This window comes from Acinetobacter sp. GWC1_38_13 (assembly GCF_001767535.1).
Lineage (GTDB): Bacteria > Pseudomonadota > Gammaproteobacteria > Pseudomonadales > Moraxellaceae > Acinetobacter > Acinetobacter junii.
In genome coordinates, this window is the sequence record NZ_MELG01000126.1 from 1 (window position 1) to 25,133 (window position 25,133).

Here is a 25,133-nt window from a genome sequence, read left to right on the forward strand (position 1 = left end):
CGCTGAAAAAGCCTTTACAGATAGGTTTGTGCAACAAAGCCAAAATCATTTAATTTATATAAATAGTTGTCTTTCCATCTTGGATAAAGAAACTTAAAGCCATTATTTGTCTAACAAAAACCTAGTATTTTTGTTCCTCGCGAGCTTAATTCAACAAAAAGTTCTGCTATGCTTAAACACAAATTACTCAGGATAGGATTATGCGCATGAGCGTCACTCTTGGAACTCCACTTCAATCTTCTGCATTTAAGGTTTTACTGTTAGGTTCTGGAGAGCTAGGTAAAGAAGTTGTTATATCTTTACAACGTTTAGGTGTCGAAGTTCATGCTGCTGATCGTTACGACGATGCACCTGCTATGCAAGTTGCTCATTATTCATATACTTTGAATATGGCTGATCCTACCGAATTAAAACAACTGATTGAAACAATCAAACCTAATCTAATCGTTCCAGAAATTGAAGCAATTGCGACTGAAGTTCTCGTCGAAATCGAACAGTCTCAAACGGCAACGGTGATCCCATCAGCAAAAGCTGTAAACCTTACGATGAATCGTGAAGGTATTCGCCGTTTAGCTGCTGAAGAACTTGGTTTACCAACTTCTGCATATCGTTTCGCGAGTACTTTGGAAAGCTTCCGTGCTGCATGCGATGATATTGGTTATCCAAACTTTGTAAAACCTGTAATGTCATCTTCTGGCAAAGGTCAATCTCGAGTAAAAAACTTTGATGAAGTTGATGCAGCTTGGGATTATGCAATGCAAGGTGGTCGAGTTAATCAAGGCACGGTGATCATTGAGTCACAAATTGATTTTGATTTCGAAATTACCCTACTTACAGTTCGTGCGAAAAACCCTCAAACTGGTGAGATTGAAACACATTACTGTGATCCAATTGGGCATCGCCAAGATGCTGGTGATTACGTAGAAAGCTGGCAACCTCAAGCAATGACTGCTGCAGCTTTACAAGAAGCAAAACGAATTGCTAATAAAGTTACGACTGCTTTGGGTGGTTGTGGTATTTTCGGTGTAGAGTTATTTATTAAAGGCGATAAAGTTTGGTTCAGTGAGGTATCACCTCGTCCTCATGATACTGGATTAGTTACCCTCGCTTCTCAGTTCCAAAGTGAATTTGAACTTCATGCACGTGCGATTCTAGGATTACCAGTCAATACTGAACGCCATAGTGTTGCTGCAAGTGCAGTGATTTATGCGGGTGTTGATGCAAAAAATCTTAGCTTTTCTGGCTTGAATTTTGCTTTGGCAAACCCGAACACTGACTTGCGTTTGTTTGGTAAGCCTGAAGGTTTCAAACGCCGCCGTATGGGTGTTGCTACGGCACGTGCTGAAAATACAGACTTGGCTCGTGAACTGGCAAAACAAGCCGCAGATCAAGTGAATGTTCAAACCAACGTTTAACCTAAATTGAGTAGACCCATTTTCATGATCAATACATCTCCATTGCTGAACTATGTCACCAGCCATCATGATATTAAAGCTATTAACCAATGGCGAACCGATGTAGAAAAGCAATTACAAGAGAGTTATGAAAATGGGCAATCTATTCGTGAAGTTATTAAAGCTCGATCAAACTCTATTGATGAAGCATTGATTTTTTTATGGAATCATGCAGGTTTAGATCAAACGAATTTAGGGTTGTTCGCTGTAGGTGGATATGGTCGCCGTGAAATGCTGCCATATTCAGATACAGATATTATGATCTTGTCTGAAGATGAGATCAGTGAAGAACATGAAAAGCTGATTTCTTCTTTCATTTCCTCTTTGTGGGATGTTGGTAATTTTAAACCAGGTACCAGTGTACGCACGATTCAAAACTGTGTAGATCAAGCATCAAATGATTTAACAGTCGCTACTACCTTGATTGAAGCACGCTTGATCACAGGCAATGAAAATTTAGCAAAATGGCCACGTCGAATTGTTGCACAGACATGGACGGATAAAACCTTCTATGATGCGAAAATGGAAGAGCAAGCTAAGCGTTATGCTCAACACAATAATACTGAAAGCAATCTCGAACCAGATATTAAAAATGCGCCTGGCGGTATCCGTGACATCAATCAAATAGGTTGGATTGCTAAACGCCATTTTCGTGTAAATCGTATCTATGATCTAGTGCATTTAGGCTTTATTACAGAATTTGAACTTGCAGTTTTAGAAGAAGCAGAAAGCTTCTTATGGGAAATTCGTAGCCATTTACATCGTTTGGCAAAACGTGATGAAAATAGACTTTTATTCGATCATCAAAGAGAAATAGCTGCTAAATTTGGCTATATTCGTGAAGAAGGTCAACCTGCCAACTATAGCGTTGAACAATTCATGAAACGTTACTATCGAACAGCACAGCAAGTTTCAACACTGAACGAAATGCTTTTAGCATATTTTAACGAGTCAGTGATTACCCCTCGCTTACCAGACTATGAACGTCAAATCGAAGACATCAATGAACGTTTCAAAATCGTAGATGGTAAACTTGCAGTACAGCACCACAAAGTTTTCTCTGAAGAGCCAAGTGCAATATTAGAGTTATTCTATTTACTCGCCAATCGTCCTGAAATAAAAGGGATTCGTGCGCGTACATTACGACTACTTGTGCTCGCAGCTAAACGAATCGATCAACGCTTCCGCGATAATCCTGATCATCAAGCACTCTTTATGTCGATTATTCGTTCACCCGATTTATATGACACTATGGTCGCGATGAAACGTTATGGCGTATTAGGTAATTACATCCCAGCTTTCGGTCAAATTACTGGACTGATGCAATATGATCTTTTCCATATTTATACAGTCGATGCTCACACTTTATTATTGCTACGTAACCTAAGTCGTTTTAAAGAGCCTGAATTTGCGAAAGAGTTTCCTGTCGTAAGTTCAGTGTTCCAACGTATTTCACGTCACGACATCGTTTATCTTGCTGCAATCTTCCATGATATTGCCAAGGGTCGTGGCGGTGATCACAGTGAACTCGGTGCTTTGGATGCCATTGAATTCTGTCGCACACACGGATTTACTGAACGTGAATGTAAACTCGTTGCATGGTTAATCAACAATCACTTACTGATGTCACTCACTGCTCAGAAAAAAGATATTTCTGACCCTGATGAAGTGAAGGAATTCGCTGAAAAAGTTGGTGATATGGAGCATCTTGATTATCTATACACCCTTACGGTTGCAGATATCAATGCGACAAATCCAAAACTGTGGAATACATGGCGCGCTTCATTAATGCGCCAGTTGTATACCTATGCACGTGATGTGATTCGTTCAGGTCTAGGTCGACCAGTTGATTATCAAATGCTGATTGAAGATACCAAGTTCGCTGCAAGTGAATTGTTAGTGAATGATTTTTCACTCGCTGAAGTAGAAAAGGTTTGGCAAGAACTTGGTGATGAATACTTTGTAAAAGAATCTGCAAATGAAATCGCTTGGCATACTCAAGCCATATTACAACACGGCGATAACCCTGCTCCGTTGGTATTGTTACGTGCTCACCGCAATGCTGCGCAAGATGCAGTACAAATTTTTATTTATACCCGTGATCAGCCAAACTTATTTGCCACAACAGTAGCCGTACTAGATCGTATGAACCTTGATGTTCAAGACGCCCGAATTATTACGGCAAGTACTGCGTTTAGTTTAGACACATATTTAGTCTTAGATCGTTTTGGTACCTTACTGACTGACCCAGAACGGGAACGAAAAGTGAAATTGGCATTGGTTGAAGCGCTCAGCCATCCTGACCAATACCCTGGTATCATGCAACGTCGTATACCAAGACATTTGCGCCATTTCGATGTTCAGAACACTGTCGATATCGCACTAAACCCTGCTTTACAACAGCATATGGTTGAAATATCGACACTTGACCAACCCGGTTTACTTGCACGTATTGGCGCTCTCTTCATGCTACAAGGTTTAGATATCCACTCAGCGAGGATTGCTACCCTAGGTGAACGTGCTGAAGATATTTTCTTTGTGACCAAAAAAAATGGTGTGTTGTTAACTGATGAAGAGGTCAAACTCTTTGCTGAGACACTAAAAGCGGCTCTTGATGAAGCATCAAACCAAATTTGTAATCCACCCTCTTAATTTTTATTGTTCGGTAACTGTTTAAATGAACTCTAGCTTGTCTTTATTGCATCCGTATCCTTTTGAAAAGTTAAATCAACTTTTTAAAAATGTGCAACCAGCCAATTTACCTTTGATTCCATTGTCTATTGGTGAACCGAAACATCCTGCACCTGAGTTCGTTAAACAAGCAATTATTGAAAACTTTGCACATTTATCAACCTATCCAAACAGTAAGGGCTTACCTGAGCTGCGCCAAAGTATTGCACAATGGCTTACAAATCGCTTTTCACTGAATCAAATCAGTGCAGAAGAACATATTTTGCCTGTTTCTGGCACACGTGAAGGAATCTTTTCTTTTGTACAAGCTTTAATTAAAAGAGAAGATGCACCTTATATTGTGATGCCAAACCCTTTTTATCAGATTTATGAGGGTGCTGCGTTACTTGCTGGTGCAAAACCATATTTCATCAACTGTACAGAAGAAAATGGTTATTTAGGCGATTTTGATGCTGTACCTGCAGAAGTTTGGGAAAAAACAGCTTTATTGTTTGTATGTACACCAGGAAATCCAACTGGAACCGTACTCTCAAAAGAACAATTTAAGAAGCTAATCGCACTGTCTGATCAATATGGTTTTGTTATTGCTTCTGATGAATGTTATTCAGAACTTTGGTTTGACCAAGCACCAATTGGCCTGTTAGAAGTCTGCGCTGAAATTGGACGTGATGACTATAAGAATTGCATCGTATTTCATTCACTTTCAAAACGTTCAAACCTTCCAGGTATGCGTTCTGGTTTCGTTGCAGGCGACGCAGCATTATTAAAACCTTATTTACAGTATCGTACCTATCATGGCGCAGCAATGCCTGTTCAACATCAGCTTGCATCTATTTCAGCATGGAATGATGAAGCACATGTGGAAGAAAACCGCCAACAATATCGTGCGAAATTTGAATTATTCCAAAGCGAACTTGGTCATTTATTACCACTACAAAAGCCAGATGCTGGATTCTACTATTGGTTAAAAGTTGACAATGATGAAACTTTTGCTCAAATGCTTATGGAAAAAGCACATATCAAAGTTCTTCCAGGTCGCTATTTATCTCGTGATACTGAACAAGGCAATCCAGGCGAAGGTCACGTGCGCATGGCTCTAGTTGCTGATCTCGCTCAATGTGAAGAAGTGGTTAAACGCTTAAAAGCAATTCTTTAAATACAATGAGTTCGGAATCTGTAAGTGATTTCTATTACAGATTCCGAAATAAAACTTAAACCTGACCAATAATTAGAATTGTGGCTATCAAAACCATCAACGTACCTGAAATTCGACTTACCACCCTAACCGCATAGGGTCTAGTACTTAATAGTTTCTTTGCTGCCAATCCAACCAATACATAAACAATCGCGCAACTAATTAAATGAATAATACCTAAAGAAAGGATCTGAGCTGTAGCTGAAAACTGCAAGTTTGGGTGAATAAATGGCGGCAATAATGCAAAAAAGAGCAATAAAACTTTTGGATTTAAACCACTAATTCCCACACCTTTAACGAACCAAGACTTTGCTGAATCAAACGCAGATGTCTGCTGTTCAGTACTTGAGATGGTAGCTGGTCGAATCAACAAGCTTATTCCCATCCACAATAAATAACATGCGCCAACAATCGTTAAAGATGTCAATAAAATTGGATAATGACTAACTAAAGTGCCCACACCAGCTGCAACACACAAAATCGCTAAAAAATGCCCCAGTACAAGCCCTGAAACAGCTGTGACAATAAACTTCCCTTTTATTCCCGCCAATATTGCATACGCCCAGTCAGCACCAGGTGTTAAAACAAACAAGATTGAAACACACCAAAAGGCAATAATTACATTTAAATCCATATCAATAACTCTATTTATTTCAATATAATACGATTGAAATGAATTTTTATTTCAACCATCTGTTGAAAAATCTATTGGAGAGAATATGCTTAAATGGTTAAAATGTTTTCCTAATTAATTTCTTTTATTTCTATTTATTCAGGAGATTCTTCTAAATGGATCGCACAGATAAGAAAATTCTTGCTGAATTACAAAAAAATGGGCGACTATCTATCACAGAACTCGCTGAAAAAGTAGGTCTAAGCTTGTCTCCTTGCCATCGTAGAGTAAAGGCTTTGGAAGAATCAGGTGTAATCAAAGGCTATCATGCGGATTTGGAAGCATCTCAAATTGGATTTAATTTCTCAGCTATCATTTTTGTGACACTTAAAGATGGAGATAAAAGCGCACTATCTCAATTTGAAGAAAAAGTCAGTGAAATAGCTAACGTTATTCAAGCACAACGTCTGTTTGGTAATCCTGATTATCTTCTCCATGTGGTTGCCAAAGATCTAGCAAGTTTTCAGAAACTCTATGATGATAGTTTATCGGCATTACCAAATGTGCAACGACTCACCTCAACAATTGTGATGAAAAATGTGGTGATCAACCGCTTATTACCTCTTTAAATATTCATAATATGTAGCCGCTTTCAATTCATTTGTCTCCCGACATATAGTGCATTTAAAAGCTATTCATCTGTCTATTAACTATTGACCATCTGTTGAAATGTTCGTCTATACTTAGGCATCAAAATTTGGTGACTATGGAAAGATGGCTCTTCAAACTTCACAAAATACAAAGAAAAAGGTTTGGTTGATTGCTGCAATCATTATTGTACTTATGACTGTTGCATTTTTTATGTGGAAAACGAGTTCAAGTAAAAACTCAGATACAGATGATAAGCAAAAAAATGCTCAAACAAACACTCAAAAAGCTGCACTGACCGTAACAGTAGTTTCACCAGAACAACAAAACTGGAAACAAGTTTTTACTGCGAATGGAAATATTGCAGCTTGGCAAGAAGTTGTAATTAGCAGTGAGCTATCTGGACAGAGATTGACACGCGTGAATGTAAATGTCGGTGATGAAGTAAAACGTGGTCAAATTTTAGCTGAAATTAATAGTGAAACTATTCGTGCTGATTTAGCGGCAGCAAAAGCAAGCTATGCAGAAGCTCAAGCTGTCTTGGCTGATGCAATTACCAATAATAAGCGCATTCAGCAGTTAAAAAATACTGGTGCTATTTCAGCTCAAGAATCAACACAATATCAAACATCACAAGCAACAGCTCAAGCACGTTTAGATGCAGCAAAAGCACAAATTGAAAGTAATCAACTGCGCTTAGCCCAAACACAAGTCGTTTCTCCTGACAACGGTGTCATTTCTGCTAGAACTGCAACCGTTGGCTCTTTAGCACAAACAGGTCAAGAATTATTCCGCTTGATTAGAGATCATCGCTTGGAGTGGAGAGCTGAAGTTACAACAACAGATTTATACAAACTTCAACAAGGTATGACTGCTCACGTTATTTCACCTGATCCTTCACAACCCAAAGTGACAGGTCAAGTTAGAATGATTGCACCAGTAATTGATCCTCAAACACGTTATGGTTTGGTATATGTTGATTTACCAACAACTCAAGCAATTCGTATGGGAATGTTTGTAAAGGGAGAGTTTGATCTAGGTGAAAAAACAGCAATCACCATTCCTCAGACCGCTCTACTGCTCCGTGATGGATTTTCCTATGTTTTTGTACTTGATCAAAACAACCGTGTAACACAGAAAAAAGTAACAACAGGACGTCGACAAAATGATCGAGTTGAAATCTTAGACCTCCCGTTAAATGTAAAAGTAGTTTCTTCTGGTACAGGTTTCTTGACCGATGGTGATTTAGTGAATGTTGCGCAAGCAATTCCTGAAACGCCACTTACTCAAAAGCTTGTAAAATCGCAGGAGAAATAAAATGAATTTCTCAGCGTGGTCAATCCGAAATCCAATTCCAGGAATTCTTTTATTCATCATGCTTGGATTGGCAGGTCTGTTATGTTTTCACTGGATGAAAATACAACAATTTCCCGATATTGAATTACCGATGGTGACTGTTTCCGCCGCATTACCAGGTGCAGCTCCACCACAGTTAGAAACAGAAGTTGCTCGAAAAATTGAAAACTCAATTGCAACGCTACAAGGTCTAAGAAATCAGTACACAAACATTCAAGATGGTGTTGTGACTGTCACCGCAGAATTTCAGCTAGAAAAGCCACTACAAGAAGCTGTTGATGACGTGCGTAATGCTGTTTCACAAGTACGTTCAGACCTACCTGCTGATTTAAGAGACCCGATTGTTAGTAAAATTAATCTATCTGGTTCACCTATCCTCACCTATACCATCCAATCCCCTAAAATGGATGAAGAAGCTCTTTCGTGGTTCGTGGATTACGATATTGCTCGTGCTATGTTACAGGTTAAAGGTGTGGGTGCTGTTGCACGTGTTGGTGGTGTCACCCGCCAAGTTGAAGTCGAACTCGATCCTGAAAAATTATTGGCACTCAATGCGACTGCAACGGATATCACTCGCCAGCTTCGTTTGGTTCAACAAGATGCTTCAGGTGGACAAACCAAGATTGGTGGCAGTGAACAATCCATTCGTACGATTGCAACTGTAAAAACAGCTGCTGAAATTGGTGCCATGGATATCGCTTTAAGTGATGGTCGACATATCAGACTTGATCAAGTGGCTACAATTCGAGATGGAATAGCGGAACGACGTTCAGCAGCATTACTGAATGGACAGCCAGTAATCGGTTTTGAGATCACACGAAGTAAAGGTGCAAGTGAAGTTGATGTTGAAAAAGGCGTTATTGAAGCATTAGATAAGCTTAAGGCATCTCATCCTGATATCAAAATCACAGAAGCCTTTAACTTCGTTAAGCCTGTTGCTGACAATTATAAAGGTTCGATGTCACTACTTTATGAAGGGGCAATTCTTGCAATTTTAGTGGTTTGGCTGTTTCTACGCGATTGGCGAGCTACGATTATTGCAGCTACAGCTTTACCTCTTTCTATTTTGCCTGCCTTAATCGGCATGTACTATTTTGGATTTACCTTAAATACCGTAACACTACTCGCTATGTCACTCGTCGTGGGTATCTTGGTGGATGATGCAATTGTTGAAATTGAAAATATCATTCGGCATCTACGGATGGGTAAAACACCTTATGAAGCTGCTATGGAAGCAGCCGATGAGATTGGGCTAGCTGTTATTGCAACCACATTTACATTGATTGCTGTATTCCTTCCCACCGCATTCATGAGCGGAATCGCAGGAAAATTCTTTGTTCAATTTGGTTGGACAGCAGCGCTAGCAATATTTGCCTCACTTCTAGTTGCTCGATTACTAACACCAATGATGTCAGCTTATATTCTGAAGCCTTGGATTGGTAAAGTTGAAAACACAGCAGAAAACTCAGATGCAGATAGATTAAATGATGAAGGGACATCCAAACTTGCACGTGACCGAGAAAAAGATGGCCGTGTTATGCGTGGTTATATGCGTCTAGTCACGTGGTGTCTACATCACCGTTGGGTTACGCTTGGTGGTGCTATTCTGTTTTTCATCGGCTCCATTATGATGATTCCGCTTCTACCTACAGGTTTTGTTCCACCACCTGACACAGGACAAACTCAAGTAAGATTAGAACTCACTCCAGGTTCACAATTCGCAGACACCTTAAAAACTGCCGAATACGCACGAAATCTTATTAAAGATCATCCAGAAATCAAAAGCATCTATACAACCATCGGTGGTGGTGCAGCTGGTTCAGATCCTTTTTCTGGTGGTGCATCCAGTGAGCCTCGAAAAGCAACTCTAACCATCCAAACCTCAGAGCGCTCAGATCGTAGTTTAAGTTTGCAAGAAATCGAAAGTGAAATACGTCAGCGACTCGCTCCTTTACCCGGTGCTCGTATTCAAGTCGGTATCGCAGGGAACAATAGCCAATATCAACTCGCCTTATCAGGTGATGATCCTGAAGCTCTTATTTCAACAGCACGTAAGCTGGAACGCGAATTACGCACAATTCCAAACATCGGCAGTATTACTTCCAGTGCAGCACTCATTCGTCCAGAGTTGGTTATCCGCCCAGATTTTGCTAAAGCAGCTGATCTTGGGGTTACAACTTTTGATATCGCAGAAACACTGAGAATTGCCACTGCAGGTGATTTCGACCAAAACCTAGCAAAATTAAATTTATCGCAACGACAAGTTCCTGTCGTGATCAAACTTCCGCTTTCTGCACGTCAAGATCAGGAATTAATTAAACGCTTAATGATCAAAGGAAGTCATGGTCCAGTGATGTTAGGCACAATTGCTGATGTCAATATTGAAAGCGGTCCATCACAAATCGATCGTTTCAATCGCCTGCGCAATATTAATTTTAATATTGAGTTGAATAACCAACCGCTTGGTGATGTAGCAGCAAAAGTTGATCAATTACCAACGATGAAAAACTTACCACCTACCGTGAAACGTACCAATATTGGTGATGCTGAGGTAATGCAGGAGCTTTTCTCAAGCTTTGGATTGGCAATGCTCACAGGGGTGCTATGTATCTATGTCGTTTTAGTACTCTTATTCAAAGACTTCTTACAACCTATTACCATTTTGGTCGCATTACCATTGTCTTTGGGCGGTGCATTTGTATTGTTGCTTTTGGCAAAAAGCAGCTTTTCAATGCCAAGTTTGATTGGACTAATTATGCTGATGGGGATTGCAAGTAAGAACTCTATTCTTTTAGTCGATTACGCGATCATCGCAAGAAAAGAGAAAGATTATTCACGATTTAATGCTTTGCTTGATGCCTGTCATAAACGTGCGCGCCCGATTATTATGACAACCCTTGCTATGGGTGCAGGTATGCTACCTATCGCTTTGGGTATCGGAACAGATCCAAGCTTCCGTGCACCAATGGCAATTTCAGTAATTGGTGGTTTAATCACGAGCACTTTCTTATCTTTATTGGTTATTCCAGTGGTGTATACCTTTATTGATGATATTAATCGCAAGCTGCATAGCTTTAGAAAAACCAAAGATCAAGCGGTTGAACAGCTTTGATCTGTATGTGAAAAAGACGGTCTTATGACCGTCTTTTTTTAATACTTATATTATTGTTACTTTTTCGCTAAAGCTTTCTCTATATCAGCTTCTAAAGCTTCAGGTTTAGTGGTTGGTGCATATCGCCCCAAAACCTCACCATTACGACCAACCAAGAATTTTGTGAAGTTCCATTTGATATTTTGACTACCCAAAATACCTTTTGCCTCACGTGTCAAAAATCTAAAAATAACGTGTGCTTCCGGCCCTTTCACATCAACCTTTGCAAACATTGGAAAAGTTACACCATAGTTCCTTTGACAAAAATTCCCAATTTCCTTATTTGTCCCTGGATCTTGCCCTCCAAATTGATTGCAAGGAAACCCTAAAATTTCTAATCCTTGAGATTTATATTTTTCGTAAAGCTTCTCAAGTCCTGCAAATTGCGGAGTGAAACCGCATTTACTTGCGGTGTTCACAATCAGCATGACCTTGCCTTTATAATCAGCGAGCGCCTTTGTTTCTCCCTCTAACAATTCAGCTTCAAACTGATAAATGTTACTCATGGATACGTTTCCTCGTCATTCTTTTCTTCTGTTTTAAGTTGTAATGATGCCGAATTCACGCAATAACGCAGTCCTGTCGGCTGTGGGCCATCCTCAAACACATGGCCCAAATGTGCATCGCAATCATGGCAGACAATTTCTGTTCTGACCATACCATGTGATATGTCTTCGTGCTCTTCTATTGCACTATTATCAATCGGTCGATAGAAACTTGGCCATCCCGAACCACTGTCGTATTTCGTTTCTGAAGAAAACAACTCAGCACCACAGCAACGACATACGTAAATGCCATGTTGTTTGCTATTCCAATATTGACCTGTAAATGCGGGTTCTGTGCCTTTTTTACGAGTGATACGATATTCTTCTGGTGACAACTCTCTTTGCCATTCTCGATCTGTTTTATTCACTTTTCCCATAGCCAGCACCTATTATTTTGTTGTAAAAAATATCTTGATGATCATGCTTTATATTTACGCCATTCAAAAAAAAAACTCTAGTCTTTCAATGTGTAATTTATCGTAATTTAAGCACTTATATTAAAATAGCAAATAGTAAGCAAAATATTTTTACACAAGTAAGCAATTTTCATTTTAAAACACCTTTCAAGTAAGCAGTCATAGTGGTATTCTTGTTCAGCGCGGTTGTATTGGACAAAAAATGTCACAGAAAAAAAGTGTGGTTTTTAAAAATCTATTACCAACCATCAGACAGTATCAACAATCTGGTTTTACGCATGAAAAAATTGTTGAATTACTGAGAGATCAACATGATCTTGATCTGGTTACAGTTGAAACATTTAAAAGTTATCTATATCGATATGCAAAAGTGAATCCCGCTATGCCTAAAAATACTGCTACACCCCACTCAGCTCAAATGCCTCGACAAATCAAAAAGTCTTCAAAGCTTGAGCATGTATGTTATGACATTCGTGGACCAGTATTACGCGCCGCCAATGAAATGGAGGAGCAAGGGCATAAAATTATTAAGCTAAATATTGGTAACCCTGCACCTTTTGGTTTTGAAGCACCACAAGAAATTATTAATGACGTAGCATTAAACCTACCGAATGCAATTGGATATACAGACTCAAAGGGGATTTTCCCTGCTCGTAAAGCCATTTGTCAGTACTATCAGCAAAAAGGCGTCTTTGACATGCATGTCAATGATGTCTATGTAGGCAATGGTGTTTCAGAATTAATCGTAATGGCAATGCAAGGTTTGCTAGATGATGGCGATGAAATGCTTGTTCCAATGCCAGACTATCCTTTATGGACAGCTGCGGTAAATCTGTCAGGCGGCACAGCAATCCACTATAAGTGTGATGAAGAAAACTATTGGTATCCAGATCTCGCAGATATGGAAAGTAAAATTACACCAAATACTCGTGGTATTGTTGTAATTAACCCAAACAACCCAACTGGTTCTGTTTACCCTAGACACGTTTTAGAACAGATCGTTGCTTTAGCGAAGAAATACGATCTCATTTTATTTGCAGATGAAATCTACGACAAAATCGTTTATGACGGAATTGAACACGTTGCTCTAGCAGCATTAGCTGGTGATCAATTGTGTATTTCATTTAATGGTTTGTCTAAAGCATACCGAATCGCAGGTTATCGTGCTGGGTGGATGGCGATTACAGGTGACAAGGCACGAGCTGCTGATTATATCGAAGGTTTAGATATGCTAGCATCAATGCGCTTGTGTTCAAACCATCAAGCTCAGTATGCGATTCAAACAGCATTAGGCGGCTATCAATCAATTAATGACTTGATTCGTCCTGGTGGTCGTTTATATGAACAACGCAATATTGCATGGGAAATGTTAAATGAAATTCCAGGTGTAAGTTGTGTGAAACCTGATGGGGCGATGTATTGTTTCCCTAAACTGGATCCCGAGATTTATCCAGTTGAAGATGATGAAAAGCTCATGCTTGATTTACTGAAAGCTGAAAAGGTACTTTTAGTACAAGGCACAGGATTTAACTGGCCAACCCCAGACCACTTCCGTGTTGTATTTTTACCAGCTGAAAATGAATTACGTGAAGCAATCAATCGTTTAAGCCGTTTCTTGGCAAAAATGCGCTAAGCATCTAAAAAAATCCCCCTATCTAAAGGGGGATTTTTTATCAGTATTCTGAACTTTGAATTTCATCCCACTGAGCTTCGTATTCTTTTGATTTTTTTAGATCTTGTTTCAGACCAAAACCACCTTTTTCATAGATACGAGCTAAATCCAACAAACACTCATTCTCACCCTGATCAACTGCAAGCTCGTAATATTCAGCCGCTTTTTTATAGTTTTTTACGACGCCTTTGCCTTCTTCATATATATAAGCAATATTTGATGACCCCAAACCGTTATCTGCCTCAGAAGCAAGGGTAAATAATCTTAGCGCTTCTTTATAATCCTGCTTTATACCACCCTTACCTTCTAGATAGAAAATCCCAAGATTATTGATCGCTGTTGGCTCATCTTGTTTTACCGCTAGCTGATAATAATGGAGAGCCTTTTTGAAATCCTGAGTGACTCCATCACTTCCATCATTATATAAGTGACCTAATTCAGCCTGAGCTAAATCTAATCCTCCATCAGCAGATTTAGTCATCCACTCCAAGCCTTTTTTACTATTCACTCCAACTCCTTCATCTCCATACAAATAGAGAAAACCAAGGTAGTATTGAGCATACAGTTGCCCCTTTTGTGCAGCTTGGGTGTACCACTTTAATGCAGTTGGATTATCTTCTTCTGTGCCCTCACCATAGTCATACATGTAACCGACTGAAAAAAGTGCATCTGCATTTCCTTTCGCAGCTGACTTTTTGAACCACTCTAAAGCCTTACCAAAATCTTGATCAACATCATTTCCGTAGTAATAAGCATCACCTAAATTATTTTGTGCTTCAGCATTACCTGATTTTGCCTGCTCTACGAGTTCTTGGCTAAACGGAACATCTTCGGCATAAACAGTACTCGAAATAGTGACACTGCTACTTAATAGTATTGAAAGAACAATATTCTTTAATTTCATTATAAATTTCTCATGGATAAATTTTTTATTGGTCTCTATTTTAACGTCAAAAACATCCAAGTAAACTTAAATTTAAATTTACCAATTAGATGAAATAAACCCATCTTTTAAAAGCTCACTATAACCGTAGCACTTTGAGGTGAATGATTCAGAACAAGTTTTTTCACCACCTAATATCACATGAAAAATAAAATAATGGGAAATGGATAAATGTGTTAAAAAATATCAATGTTTGCTTTTTGCCATAGCACAAGTATTGAAAATTATGGTTCTTACAATACGACTAAAGCATAAAGTCCTCATATGAAAAATAAAAAATTGACCATTTGATCATAAATACCTTATGAAATTCATGATTTTCACACCTTAAAATAGCAATTAAATATTATAAATTTAAAACCCAACTTCTCATTGTTTCGACATAAATTAGATGTAGTCGAAAAAAATATAATGCCAATGATTTTGATCCATAAAAATTTGAATAATATTCCAGTGTCATATCGTGTGTAGACATAGCACATCTATGGAAAATTAAAATACAGGATTGTGATTAATGATTACTAAAACGGTTAAATCATTTGGATTAGCTTTAACACTGATTGCTTCATCAGTTGCGTTACATGCGAAAAACAATGTCGTAGTTGTAGCAACAGGTGGAACAATTGCTGGTGCGGGTGCAAGCTCAACGAACAGTGCCACATATACCGCAGCCAAAGTTCCAGTCGATGGTTTAATTAATGCTGTTCCTCAAATCAAAGATCTAGCAAATGTAAGTGGTATTCAAGCCCTTTAAATCGCTTCTGAAAATATCACTGACAAAGAGTTACTCTCCCTTGCCCGCCAAGTCAATGATTTAGTTAAAAAACCATCTGTAAATGGCGTTGTGATTACTCACGGTTCCGATACGCTAGAAGAAACGGCATTCTTTCTAAATCTAGTTATTCACACTGAAAAACCTATCGTTCTTGTTGGTTCTATGCGTCCATCAACTGCTCTTTCAGCAGATGGCCCACTCAACCTTTATAGTACCGTTGCAATCGCTGCATCTGGAGAAGCAAAAAATAAAGGTGTTTTCATTGTGATGAATGATTCAATTTTTGCTGCGCGTGATGCAACCAAAGGGATTAACATTCATACCAATGCATTTATAAGCCAATGGGGCGCATTAGGTACAATCGTTGAGGGCAAACCTTATTGGTTCAGAAATAGTATCAAACGTCATACTAACAACTCTGAATTTAATATTGAAAACATCAAAGGTGATCAACTTCCATTGGTTCAAATCGCATATGGTTCAGGTTCAATGACACCAGAAGCTTATCTTGCTTATGCAAAAGCTGGAACGAAAGCGATTATTCATGCAGGAACAGGAAATGGTTCGGTAGCAAAATATCTTGTTCCGACATTGAAACAACTACATGATGAACAAGGCATTCAAATTGTCCGTTCATCTCGCGTAGGTCAAGGTTTTGTATTACGAAATGCAGAACAACCTGATGATCAATATGGTTGGGTGGCTGGACATGATCTAAACCCACAAAAAGCTCGTATTTTGACTGCTTTAGCACTGACAAAAACTAATGATGCAAAAGAAATTCAGCGATCTTTTGGCAATACTAATTGCTAAGCTGAAATCCAAATCGATGTTAATCAGTTGATCTGATTAGCATCGTTTTTTTATTTATTCTTGGTTAGATCCTTCCGAACAGCATTCTATTGCAAAAATATTAGACAACTGTCCTAAACAGAGCGTGTTAGAATATTCTTCAATCGCGTTTAGGATAGATTTATGCAGTTTGTTCATCTTGGTATTCACACAGAGTTTTCGATTACAGAATCGATAGTTCGCATACCTGATTTGGTCAAAGCTGCTGTTGCTGAAGAAATGCCAGCTTTAGCAATTACTGATCTTTCTAACCTACATGCCGCTGTTAAATTCTATGGTGCGTGCTTAGGTAAAGGGATTAAGCCTATTATGGGCAGTGTTATTCGATTGAATGATGCTGAACATCGTGCAACTTTACTTGCGATGAGCAATACAGGTTGGCGAAATTTAACGGAAATAGTGTCTAGAGGATTCATCGAAGGTCAGCAACTTAGTGTTCCTTGTGTTCAAAAAGAATGGGTATTAGAACAAGCAGAAGATTTAATCATTCTATTGGGGCAACACAGTGATGTAGGCAAAATGCTCTGCTCTTCCAACCCTCAGAAAGCAGAACCTCTTCTTGAAGACTGGATTAGTAAATTTGGAAATCGTGTCTATCTTAGTTTGACGCGCACAGATCGTGTTGGGGAAGAAGATTTTATTGTTGAGGCGGTAAAACTTGCTGCTAAGTACCAAATCGGTGTAGTGGCTCATAACGATATCCACTTTATCGAGCAAGACGATTTTTATGCTCATGAAGCGCGTGTTTGTATCGCAGACGGATACGTATTAGGTGATGATAAGCGTCCTAAACCTTATAGTCCTGAACAATACTTTAAAACAGCAGAACAAATGTCTGAGTTATTCTCTGACATTCCTAGTGCGATTGAAAATACTTACCAAATTGCAAAACGTTGCAACGTTGCCTTGCAGCTTGGTACCTATTTCTTGCCTGATTTCCCTATTCCTGATGGTTATACCATTGATACCTATTTCGAACATTTATCACGAGAAGGTTTAGAAGAACGTTTAAATCATCTATATCCAATTGATGAACGCGATGAAGATTGGCCTGATATTCGAAAGCCGTATGATGAACGAATCAAATATGAAGTCGATATCATCCTTAAGATGGGATTCCCAGGTTACTTCCTTATCGTCATGGACTTTATCCAATGGGCAAAAAACAATGGTGTACCTGTAGGACCAGGGCGTGGTTCGGGTGCAGGTTCATTAGTTGCATATAGTTTAAAAATTACTGACCTTGATCCTTTACGGTACGACCTATTATTTGAGCGCTTTCTAAATCCTGAACGTGTCTCAATGCCTGACTTTGATGTCGATTTTTGTATTGCAGGTCGTGACCGTGTTATTGAATATGTTGCACAAAATTACGGACGTGAAGCAGTTTCACAGATTGCAACCTTTGGAACAATGGCTGCAAAAGGTGCAATTCGTGACGTAGCACGTGTCTTAGGTAAATCTTATGGTTTAGCTGACCGTATCTCCAAAATGGTTCCAACAAAACCATTGGGTGTAGACTTAAAACAGGCCATAGAGCTTGAACCACAACTGAAAGATATCGTCACCAACCCTGCAAACCCTGATCATGATGATGCTGCTGAAATTTGGGAAATGGCGCTAAAATTAGAAGGCATTACACGTAACACAGGTAAACATGCGGGTGGTGTTGTCATCGCACCTGGAAAAATTACAGATTACTCGGCCGTTATCTGTGATCCTGATGGCACAAACCGTGTAGCTCAATATGATAAAGATGATGTTGAAGCAGCAGGTTTAGTTAAATTCGACTTCTTAGGACTGCGAAATTTAACAGTAATTGAAGATGCTGTTCAAAATATTAATAAAAGAATTCAATCAGATGTCCCACTAAATATCGCTAATGTACCATTAGATGATAAAGATGCTTATCTCGTATTTGCTGAGGCAAATACGACTGCGGTTTTCCAGTTTGAATCCGTCGGCATGAAAAAGATGTTAAAGGAAGCTAGACCAAGCAAATTCGAAGAGATTATTGCTTTCGTTTCCTTGTATCGTCCTGGTCCGATGGACCTCATTCCAGACTTTATCCATCGTATGCACGGTGGAGAATTCGAATATTTGCATCCTTTGCTTGAAAGTGTCTTAGAACCAACCTATGGGATTATGGTTTATCAAGAACAAGTAATGCAGGCAGCACAGTTCTGCGCTGGCTATACGCTTGGCGGAGCCGACTTATTGCGCCGTGCAATGGGTAAGAAAAAACCTGAAGAAATGGTAAAACAACGCCAAATCTTTATTAAAGGTGCGGCAGAAAAAGATATTGATGAAGCAACAGCGAACCATATCTTTGATTACATGGAAAAATTTGCGGGTTACGGTTTTAACAAATCACATGCGGCCGCTTATGCTTTAGTTGCTTACCATACTGCATGGTTGAAAGCACATTATCCAGCTGAATTTATGGCAGCGGTAATGTCATCGGAAATGCAGAATACGGATAGTGTCGTATTCTTAATTGATGACTGTCGTAATAACAAACTCGAAGTTCTTCCCCCTTCTGTAAATATGTCCTTGTATCATTTCCATGCCATTGATGAGCGTACAATCGTCTATGGTTTAGGTGCAATCAAAGGTGTTGGTGAGCAGGCAATGCAGTCTGTGATCGATTCACGTATTAAAGATGGGCCATATAAAGATTTGTTTGATTTTTGCCATCGTATTGATCTGAAAAAAATTAACAAACGTACACTCGAAGCGCTTATTCGTGCTGGTGCACTCGACTGTTTAGGAATAGAACGTTCCAGTCTTATGGCTCAGCTTCCTGAAGCCGTTCAAGCTGCGGAACAAGCACGAAGCAATCGTGAAACAGGAATTATGGATTTATTTGGTGAAGTTGAAGAAGTTCAGCGTAAACCAGCTAAACCTGTTAAACCATGGTCAGATGAAGTTCGTTTAAAAGGTGAAAAAGATACACTTGGACTTTACTTAACAGGACATCCAATCGATGTATATCGTTCAGAATTAAAAGCATTCATTCCTGCAAAACTGAATGAAGTTACCCCGACACGTCGTGGTGTAACCACCGTATTTGCTGGTTTGGTACTCGATGTAGCAAACTTTCCAAACCGTATCATGATCACTTTAGACGATGGCACTGCACGAATTGAAGTTAGTTGCAATCATGAACGTTTTCAACGATATAAAGATATTGTGCGCTTAGAACAAGTCATCGTGATCGAAGGCGAGATTTATGAGCGTGAAGGCTTTGACCGCCCAATGGCACGTTTAAGTAAAGCATTTAGTTTGAATGAAATTCGTCAAAAACGTGCTCAATCCATTCAAATACGTATGCCACACGATCTCATGACTAAATCTTTAGCAAAAGATATGCAAAACATTCTCTTACCATATTGCAATGTAGATATGTGTCAGCATATCGGTATACAGCTTCTTATCGATCAAAGTTTTGCGACAGCTGAGTTACATTTAGGTGCTCAGTGGAAAGTTGCTCCTTTAGATGAACTGCTTGGTAAATTACGTGACTACTTTGGCAAAGATGCGATATATATTGAATATCAAGTAAAATCCAAAGCAGCAAAAGTCATTGAAACACCCAAAGTAAGTGTGGTTCCTCCTCCACCTGCAAATATGTCTATAGATGATGCTTTAGATCTGTATCAAGCCGAAGTTTCTCAATATTCTTAAAAATTGGATCATTTATGAACCTGTTTGACCAAAATGACGTGTCCAAACAATTGGATCATGTTCGTATTGTTATGGTAAATACGACTCTCCCTGCCAATATAGGTAGTGCACTTCGTGCCATGAAAACGATGGGATTGTCTAAATTAATATTGGTAGCACCTAAAACCTATCCTCATCCTGATATTGATGCTTTAGCCGCTGGCGCCCAAGATTTAATCGAAAAAATACAAATCGTTGATACTTTGGAACAAGCAATTGAAGACTGCCATCTGGTGTTTGGAACCAGTGCTCGCAGCCGTACTATTCCTTGGCCTCTGCTTGATGTTCGCCCTGCAGCTCAAGAAAGTTTAAAAGCAGCCAATTTAGATCAAAATATTGCAATCGTCTTTGGTCGCGAAGATCGTGGTCTGACCAATGAAGAGTTAGCATTAGCAAACTACCATTTAACTATTCCAGTCAATCCAAGTTATGGCGTTTTAAATGTAGCTCAGGCAATTCAAGTGGTATGCTATGAATTAAGGATGGCAGCACTTGAGCTCAATCAGCAAAACACTGATCAGACTGACCCGCAAGAACATATGCAACTAAAGCAAAATCAAAGTATGCAATGGGACGAGCCATTAGTGACACAGAAACAAATGGAAGAGTTCTATCCTCATTTAGAAAAAATGCTAACTGAAATTGAATTCTTAGATCCAAATAATCCACGTTTATTGCCTTTGCATTTGCGTCGTTTATTTGGAAGAATACAATTAGATCGTATGGAATATCATTTATTGCGCGGTATTTTCAGTCGAGTACAAGCTTTAGCCAATGGTTCATGGAAAAAAACACAGACGGAGGATCACTCTCATGATTAAACAGCTAAAAGAAGACATTGAAGCTGTATTTGCACGTGACCCTGCGGCTCGAAATACACTTGAGGTTTTAACCACTTATCCTGGTATTCATGCATTAATTATGCATCGTGTAGCACATGAACTCTGGAAAAAAGATCACAAAGGTACAGCTCGCCTGCTCTCGTCATTTAGTCGATTTGCAACTGGGATAGAAATCCATCCAGGTGCAAAAATTGGAAAACGTTTTTTTATTGATCACGGCATGGGTGTTGTGATTGGGGAAACAGCTGAAATTGGTGATGATGTCACCCTGTACCATGGCGTTACGCTTGGTGGTACTACTTGGAACAAAGGTAAACGCCACCCAACTTTAGAAGATGGTGTTGTTGTTGGCGCTGGAGCTAAGATATTAGGACCATTTACTGTCCATAAAGGGGCGAAAGTTGGTTCAAATGCTGTAGTGACCAAAGAAGTTCCTGAAGGCGTTACCGCTGTAGGTAACCCAGCACGTTATATCTTTAAAGATAAAAATCAAGTTGAGCAAGATGAAGCAAACCGTCGCGACTATGCAGAAAGCATCGGTTTCCAACCTTATGCAACAACTCAAGATCAATCAGATCCTATTTTAGAAGGCATACGCGTGTTATTAGATCGTATGCAGAAAAATGAAAAGCGTATGAATATTCTATGTCAGCGTCTATCTGAGCTTGACCCAACATTCAAACCTCAAGGTGGTAAAAATCAACCATTGAGTAAAGAAGAACTTAAGATTATTGAAGAAGTTAGAAGAGAGTGTGAAGCACAAAGCAAAACATCAACAACATAATATAATTTATAAGAAATGTAACAAGCTTTTCATTGCAAGTTGGTTTTGCTTTTCCTAGACTGGTAAAACCAACGAACTACTTCTCATTTTACTAAAATTAATGGATGTAAAGCATGAATTTTAAGCCTTTGGCATTACTTGTAATTTCAACCACATTTTTAACCGCATGTGGTATTGCGCCGACCAAAAAAGAGAAGATTGTTGAACCATTTGTGTTCAAAGAACCAGATCCGACACCACCATTCTATGCTTTAAATCCAATCAAATATGATGCACCACCAAGCTTTGAAGTTGCCATCAAAGACGCCTCTACACAACCAGTGACAAAGATGGTTGTTTCTTTGCAAAATGACCCAACAAAATCTGCAACTTTAGATATTAATAAATTGATTGTCCCAACAATTGATAGTTCTGAAAGACGGATGAAATATGCGGTTCTTCCAGGCGAAAATGAAATTGATGTAACGGAAATTGATGACTTCTTACAACTAGTTGAAGGAAAAGCACGTCATTACCCTCCTCGATTTACTGAACGCCAAGAACGCAAAGGATATGAAGTAAAGCTAAAAGAAATCACACACAAACTAGATGCTCTCGCTGAGAAACCGAATGCATCGATGGATATTTTGACCCGTGCATTTAAAGCCAGTGTAATGGCTCGCAACCTTGACTTGGGTACAGCTTACACATCTAAGTCTTTAACTTATGCTCAACGAATTTTAGAGATTAACCCTAACGATCCTGAAACCAATTTTTGGTTCGGTTTTGGATTATCAGAAGGTGGTGGACAACGTGAAGCGATTCCATACCTAGATAAAGCGATTAAAGGTGGAGTGCAAGAGGCTTATCTTTCTGCTGCAAACAATTTCTTATGGCTTGAACAGAAGAAAAATGCGCTTCAAACGCTCAAAAATTACAAAATTAATTATCCTGATGAAGCAGAAGTAGTTGACCGTTTGATTCAAGAAGTTGAATCAGGAAAACGTTGGAACATGTGGCAAGTTCTTAACTAAATTACTCTCTTTTTTGTAAAAATAGGCCGTTTTATACGGTCTATTTTTTTATGTTGATTGAAAATGCATCCTTTTTTCGTATTATAGCGGTAATCCTGCTCTCAATTTACTGAAACCCTAATGCGTGCATTTAATTCTTCACATCGCCTATTTGCAATAACGCTACTCAGTACAGTCGTCATGAGTGGTTGCCAAGTTGTAAGCTTAAAACAGCAAGCCATTGATGTCACAATTGCTAATGAGAGAAATAGTATCCTGACTCAAAAAAGACTCAGCGAAGCAAGTCTCAATGTTTTATCGATGTCAGGTAAAGAAGCAAAGTATTGCATGCAATCTGCAGATGAGTGCATTGCAGATTTACATAAGATTCCTCAAATCTTAGATGAACAGCTCTTATCGACTAGCAGTGAATTATTTCTAGCGAAATCCAAAGCCCTAGCGGACTCATCAGAATGCAAAATAAGTAAACTAAGCAAACACAAATCCGAGGAAGAACAAAAGAATATTCAGAAAAATTATGAGCAGTGCTTAGATCAACAATTAGAAGCTTTAGATAAAAGTATTCGCTATAGCTATGCTTATCTATTTAAAACCAGTCGCGCACCACAAGAACGACTTTTTGATAACCGCCAAGTACAAATTCGTGACTTTTACAACCAAGCATTAACTCAACTGGTCAATATTCATAGTCTAAGAAATCCATCCAAAGACCTCGCACCGACTATTAAAATTGGGAAAAGTACGTATACGATTGATATCCAAGCTTATCAACGTTTACAGAATATGAAGCTAGAAAAATTTGTCTCTAGCTATAACATGAACTTCTCTGGATTAAGAGCAATTAACCGACGCGATGGTTTTGGTTCTGATTTTGTAGCAGTATTCCCTGCAGACAATACCAATAAGTTTGAGAATAAATATATTTTAGATCCTCTCAACTATAACTACCCTAAAGGTACAAATCCGAATATTCATAAAGCTCGTTATTTAGCTGCGACTATTATTGCTCAACCTAAACGCGCCGCAGCAACAGCCGATGAAGTGTTAAATAGCCCAGAATTTGAGATTAAAGTCTACGATCCATATAGCGTTGAAAAAGTTAATATCGCTGGAAAACCTTATTCATTGGCTGCAAATTTCTCTGCACCATATGGTTTATGGTTGTCTGAAAATAATTTAGGAGCAGCAGCTTACTTAACTTTAATTGATCGTGATCAACACCTAACCATGCCGCATTTATATATGCTGGAACCTTACAATCCTAATAAAAAAGTCATCGTATTGGTCCATGGTTTAGCTAGTAGTCCTGAAGCATGGATTGCGGTAACAAACGATATTATGGGTGATCCTGTACTTCGTGAACATTATCAAGTCTGGCAAGTTTTTTATTCAACCAATATGCCAATCTTAGAAAGTCGTTTTCAAATATATGCTCTACTTAAACAAGCATTTGGCTCGGTGAATATGCAAGATGCTGCAGCCAAAGATGCTGTTCTCATTGGACATAGTATGGGTGGGATTATCAGTCGTCTTTTAGTGAGCAATGCTGATATATCAAAAGAAGCATTAGTGATGATGAGTAGTCGTCAGCAAACTCGTTTACGCAAGCATCCCGTAATTGGTGAGCGACTAAAAATGCAACCTGTATCTAATTTTGATCGTGCGATTTTTCTTGCAGCACCGCATAAAGGTACAGATTACGCTGATCGTTGGTTTACTCTCGCAGCACGAAAAATCATTAAACTACCGACCACATTTCTCACAACACTGGCAGATACTTTAACAAGTAATGATGTTGAGCTAAAAGATTTTGTAAAAACACTTACTAATGATGTTATTCAGAATGGTCCAAGTGATCTAAGTAAAAAATCCAAATTTATGGAGTTAACGGCTGATATTCCTCCACAGAAAGGTCTGCTGTTTCATTCCATCATGGGAAATATCACAAAGAGCCAAGACCCTAACGTCATGACAGATGGAATAGTTCCCTATAAAAGTGCTCACCTAGATGGAGCTGTTTCTGAAAAAATTATTACAGGTGGTCATTCAATTCAAGAAACGCCCGAAGCAGTCCTCGAATTAAGACGAATTTTAAGACAACATCTTGTGGAACACGGTTTATATAAACCTCAAAGCTAAACAAAAAGCCCAAAGTTAACTTTGGGCTTTTTTATTACTAGTTCTAATTAATTCGTAGAACGAATCATGTAATCAAAGGCAGATAATGCAGCTTTCGCACCTTCGCCTGTTGCGATGATGATTTGCTTGTATGGTACTGTCGTACAGTCACCTGCTGCAAATACACCCTGTACATTGGTCTCATTACGATCATTAATCACAATCTCACCACGATTGCTGAGTTCGACTGCACTGTTCTTTAGGAAATCCGTATTTGGCAATAAACCAATTTGTACAAAGATTCCCGCAAGTTCTACTGTGTGTTCTACATCAGTCGCA

Annotated in this window: 17 protein-coding genes and 1 pseudogene; 13 read left to right on the plus strand and 5 right to left on the minus strand. The window is 38.9% G+C overall.

Annotated features, from left to right (window positions below):
- Nucleotides 1–197: 197 nt before the first annotated feature.
- From purT to dapC, 3 genes are read left to right on the plus strand one after another with little or no spacing between them, the layout of a single operon-like run.
- Entirely contained in the window at nt 198–1,415 is a 1,218-nt protein-coding gene (purT, locus tag A2003_RS13795) for a formate-dependent phosphoribosylglycinamide formyltransferase (RefSeq protein ID WP_171053789.1), read from the plus strand.
- Between the two features lie 24 nt (nt 1,416–1,439).
- Nucleotides 1,440–4,106 carry a [protein-PII] uridylyltransferase gene (gene glnD, locus A2003_RS13800; protein ID WP_286687513.1) on the plus strand — a complete coding sequence of 889 codons (2,667 nt, stop codon included), beginning with the start codon at nt 1,440–1,442 and terminating at the stop codon, nt 4,104–4,106.
- 25 nt (nt 4,107–4,131) lie between these two features.
- Nucleotides 4,132–5,301: a succinyldiaminopimelate transaminase gene (gene dapC / locus A2003_RS13805; protein ID WP_087540779.1), complete on the plus strand. Its 1,170-nt coding sequence runs from the start codon at nt 4,132–4,134 to the stop codon at nt 5,299–5,301.
- Nucleotides 5,302–5,356: 55 nt separating this feature from the next.
- Here dapC and A2003_RS13810 read toward each other — a convergent pair whose 3' ends face one another.
- A complete protein-coding gene (locus tag A2003_RS13810) occupies nt 5,357–5,974 on the minus strand; it encodes a LysE family translocator (RefSeq protein WP_075696618.1) in 618 nt (205 codons plus the stop codon).
- 155 nt (nt 5,975–6,129) lie between these two features.
- On the opposite strand from A2003_RS13810, the gene A2003_RS13815 reads away from it, so the two are divergent.
- The 3 genes from A2003_RS13815 (at nt 6,130) to A2003_RS13825 (ending at nt 11,069) form a co-directional block, all read left to right on the plus strand.
- The gene (locus A2003_RS13815) at nt 6,130–6,582 is read left to right on the plus strand and encodes an Lrp/AsnC family transcriptional regulator (protein WP_004962624.1); all 453 of its coding nucleotides are present in this window, start codon (nt 6,130–6,132) and stop codon (nt 6,580–6,582) included.
- 145 nt (nt 6,583–6,727) lie between these two features.
- Nucleotides 6,728–7,918 (plus strand): efflux RND transporter periplasmic adaptor subunit, encoded by a 1,191-nt coding sequence (locus A2003_RS13820; RefSeq protein ID WP_087540884.1) that lies wholly within the window; start codon nt 6,728–6,730, stop codon nt 7,916–7,918.
- 1 nt (nt 7,919) lies between these two features.
- A complete protein-coding gene (locus A2003_RS13825) occupies nt 7,920–11,069 on the plus strand; it encodes an efflux RND transporter permease subunit (RefSeq protein ID WP_286687514.1) in 3,150 nt (1,049 codons plus the stop codon).
- A gap of 56 nt (nt 11,070–11,125) precedes the next feature.
- Here the strand turns inward: A2003_RS13825 and A2003_RS13830 are convergent, their stop codons facing one another.
- Entirely contained in the window at nt 11,126–11,614 is a 489-nt protein-coding gene (locus A2003_RS13830) for a glutathione peroxidase (protein WP_004954840.1), read from the minus strand.
- Nucleotides 11,611–12,030, minus strand: a complete 420-nt coding sequence (gene msrB / locus A2003_RS13835; RefSeq protein WP_004911848.1) for a peptide-methionine (R)-S-oxide reductase MsrB — start codon at nt 12,028–12,030, stop codon at nt 11,611–11,613. The genes A2003_RS13830 and msrB overlap by 4 nt, the downstream gene beginning before the upstream one ends.
- Before the next feature lie 241 nt (nt 12,031–12,271).
- Here msrB and A2003_RS13840 point away from each other — a divergent pair, with 241 nt between their 5' ends.
- Nucleotides 12,272–13,702, plus strand: a complete 1,431-nt coding sequence (locus tag A2003_RS13840; protein WP_075696621.1) for a pyridoxal phosphate-dependent aminotransferase — start codon at nt 12,272–12,274, stop codon at nt 13,700–13,702.
- Nucleotides 13,703–13,742: 40 nt separating this feature from the next.
- Here the strand turns inward: A2003_RS13840 and A2003_RS13845 are convergent, their stop codons facing one another.
- Nucleotides 13,743–14,645 (minus strand): SEL1-like repeat protein, encoded by a 903-nt coding sequence (locus tag A2003_RS13845; protein WP_004962636.1) that lies wholly within the window; start codon nt 14,643–14,645, stop codon nt 13,743–13,745.
- Between the two features lie 553 nt (nt 14,646–15,198).
- On the opposite strand from A2003_RS13845, the pseudogene A2003_RS13850 reads away from it, so the two are divergent.
- From A2003_RS13850 to A2003_RS13875, 6 genes and pseudogenes are all read left to right on the plus strand, one after another.
- Nucleotides 15,199–16,265: pseudogene (locus tag A2003_RS13850) on the plus strand (asparaginase).
- A gap of 169 nt (nt 16,266–16,434) precedes the next feature.
- Nucleotides 16,435–19,998, plus strand: coding sequence for a DNA polymerase III subunit alpha (gene dnaE, locus A2003_RS13855; RefSeq protein ID WP_004954852.1), 3,564 nt, complete (start codon nt 16,435–16,437; stop codon nt 19,996–19,998).
- 14 nt (nt 19,999–20,012) lie between these two features.
- The gene (locus A2003_RS13860; RefSeq protein WP_286687515.1) at nt 20,013–20,858 is read left to right on the plus strand and encodes an RNA methyltransferase; all 846 of its coding nucleotides are present in this window, start codon (nt 20,013–20,015) and stop codon (nt 20,856–20,858) included.
- Entirely contained in the window at nt 20,851–21,663 is an 813-nt protein-coding gene (cysE, locus tag A2003_RS13865; protein ID WP_004954858.1) for a serine O-acetyltransferase, read from the plus strand. Before A2003_RS13860 ends, cysE begins: the two co-directional genes overlap by 8 nt.
- Nucleotides 21,664–21,776: 113 nt before the next feature.
- The gene (locus A2003_RS13870; RefSeq protein ID WP_286687516.1) at nt 21,777–22,676 is read left to right on the plus strand and encodes an ABUW_2363 family tetratricopeptide repeat lipoprotein; all 900 of its coding nucleotides are present in this window, start codon (nt 21,777–21,779) and stop codon (nt 22,674–22,676) included.
- A gap of 120 nt (nt 22,677–22,796) precedes the next feature.
- Nucleotides 22,797–24,815 (plus strand): lipase family alpha/beta hydrolase, encoded by a 2,019-nt coding sequence (locus A2003_RS13875; RefSeq protein WP_286687517.1) that lies wholly within the window; start codon nt 22,797–22,799, stop codon nt 24,813–24,815.
- Between the two features lie 47 nt (nt 24,816–24,862).
- On the opposite strand, the gene A2003_RS13880 is transcribed toward A2003_RS13875, so the two are convergent.
- On the minus strand, nt 24,863–25,133 hold a 271-nt coding region (locus tag A2003_RS13880), incomplete at its 5' end, for an FAD-dependent oxidoreductase (RefSeq protein WP_286687518.1).

What these genes read in the sequence shown, in the direction of transcription:
- glnD (WP_286687513.1), top strand. Translation starts at nt 1,440, where the DNA reads ATGATCAATACATCTCCATTGCTGAACTATGTCACCAGCCATCATGAT.
- dapC (WP_087540779.1), top strand. Translation starts at nt 4,132, where the DNA reads ATGAACTCTAGCTTGTCTTTATTGCATCCGTATCCTTTTGAAAAGTTA.
- A2003_RS13810 (WP_075696618.1), bottom strand. Translation starts at nt 5,974, where the DNA reads ATGGATTTAAATGTAATTATTGCCTTTTGGTGTGTTTCAATCTTGTTT.
- A2003_RS13815 (WP_004962624.1), top strand. Translation starts at nt 6,130, where the DNA reads ATGGATCGCACAGATAAGAAAATTCTTGCTGAATTACAAAAAAATGGG.
- A2003_RS13820 (WP_087540884.1), top strand. Translation starts at nt 6,728, where the DNA reads ATGGCTCTTCAAACTTCACAAAATACAAAGAAAAAGGTTTGGTTGATT.
- A2003_RS13825 (WP_286687514.1), top strand. Translation starts at nt 7,920, where the DNA reads ATGAATTTCTCAGCGTGGTCAATCCGAAATCCAATTCCAGGAATTCTT.
- A2003_RS13830 (WP_004954840.1), bottom strand. Translation starts at nt 11,614, where the DNA reads ATGAGTAACATTTATCAGTTTGAAGCTGAATTGTTAGAGGGAGAAACA.
- msrB (WP_004911848.1), bottom strand. Translation starts at nt 12,030, where the DNA reads ATGGGAAAAGTGAATAAAACAGATCGAGAATGGCAAAGAGAGTTGTCA.
- A2003_RS13840 (WP_075696621.1), top strand. Translation starts at nt 12,272, where the DNA reads ATGTCACAGAAAAAAAGTGTGGTTTTTAAAAATCTATTACCAACCATC.
- A2003_RS13845 (WP_004962636.1), bottom strand. Translation starts at nt 14,645, where the DNA reads ATGAAATTAAAGAATATTGTTCTTTCAATACTATTAAGTAGCAGTGTC.
- dnaE (WP_004954852.1), top strand. Translation starts at nt 16,435, where the DNA reads ATGCAGTTTGTTCATCTTGGTATTCACACAGAGTTTTCGATTACAGAA.
- A2003_RS13860 (WP_286687515.1), top strand. Translation starts at nt 20,013, where the DNA reads ATGAACCTGTTTGACCAAAATGACGTGTCCAAACAATTGGATCATGTT.
- cysE (WP_004954858.1), top strand. Translation starts at nt 20,851, where the DNA reads ATGATTAAACAGCTAAAAGAAGACATTGAAGCTGTATTTGCACGTGAC.
- A2003_RS13870 (WP_286687516.1), top strand. Translation starts at nt 21,777, where the DNA reads ATGAATTTTAAGCCTTTGGCATTACTTGTAATTTCAACCACATTTTTA.
- A2003_RS13875 (WP_286687517.1), top strand. Translation starts at nt 22,797, where the DNA reads ATGCGTGCATTTAATTCTTCACATCGCCTATTTGCAATAACGCTACTC.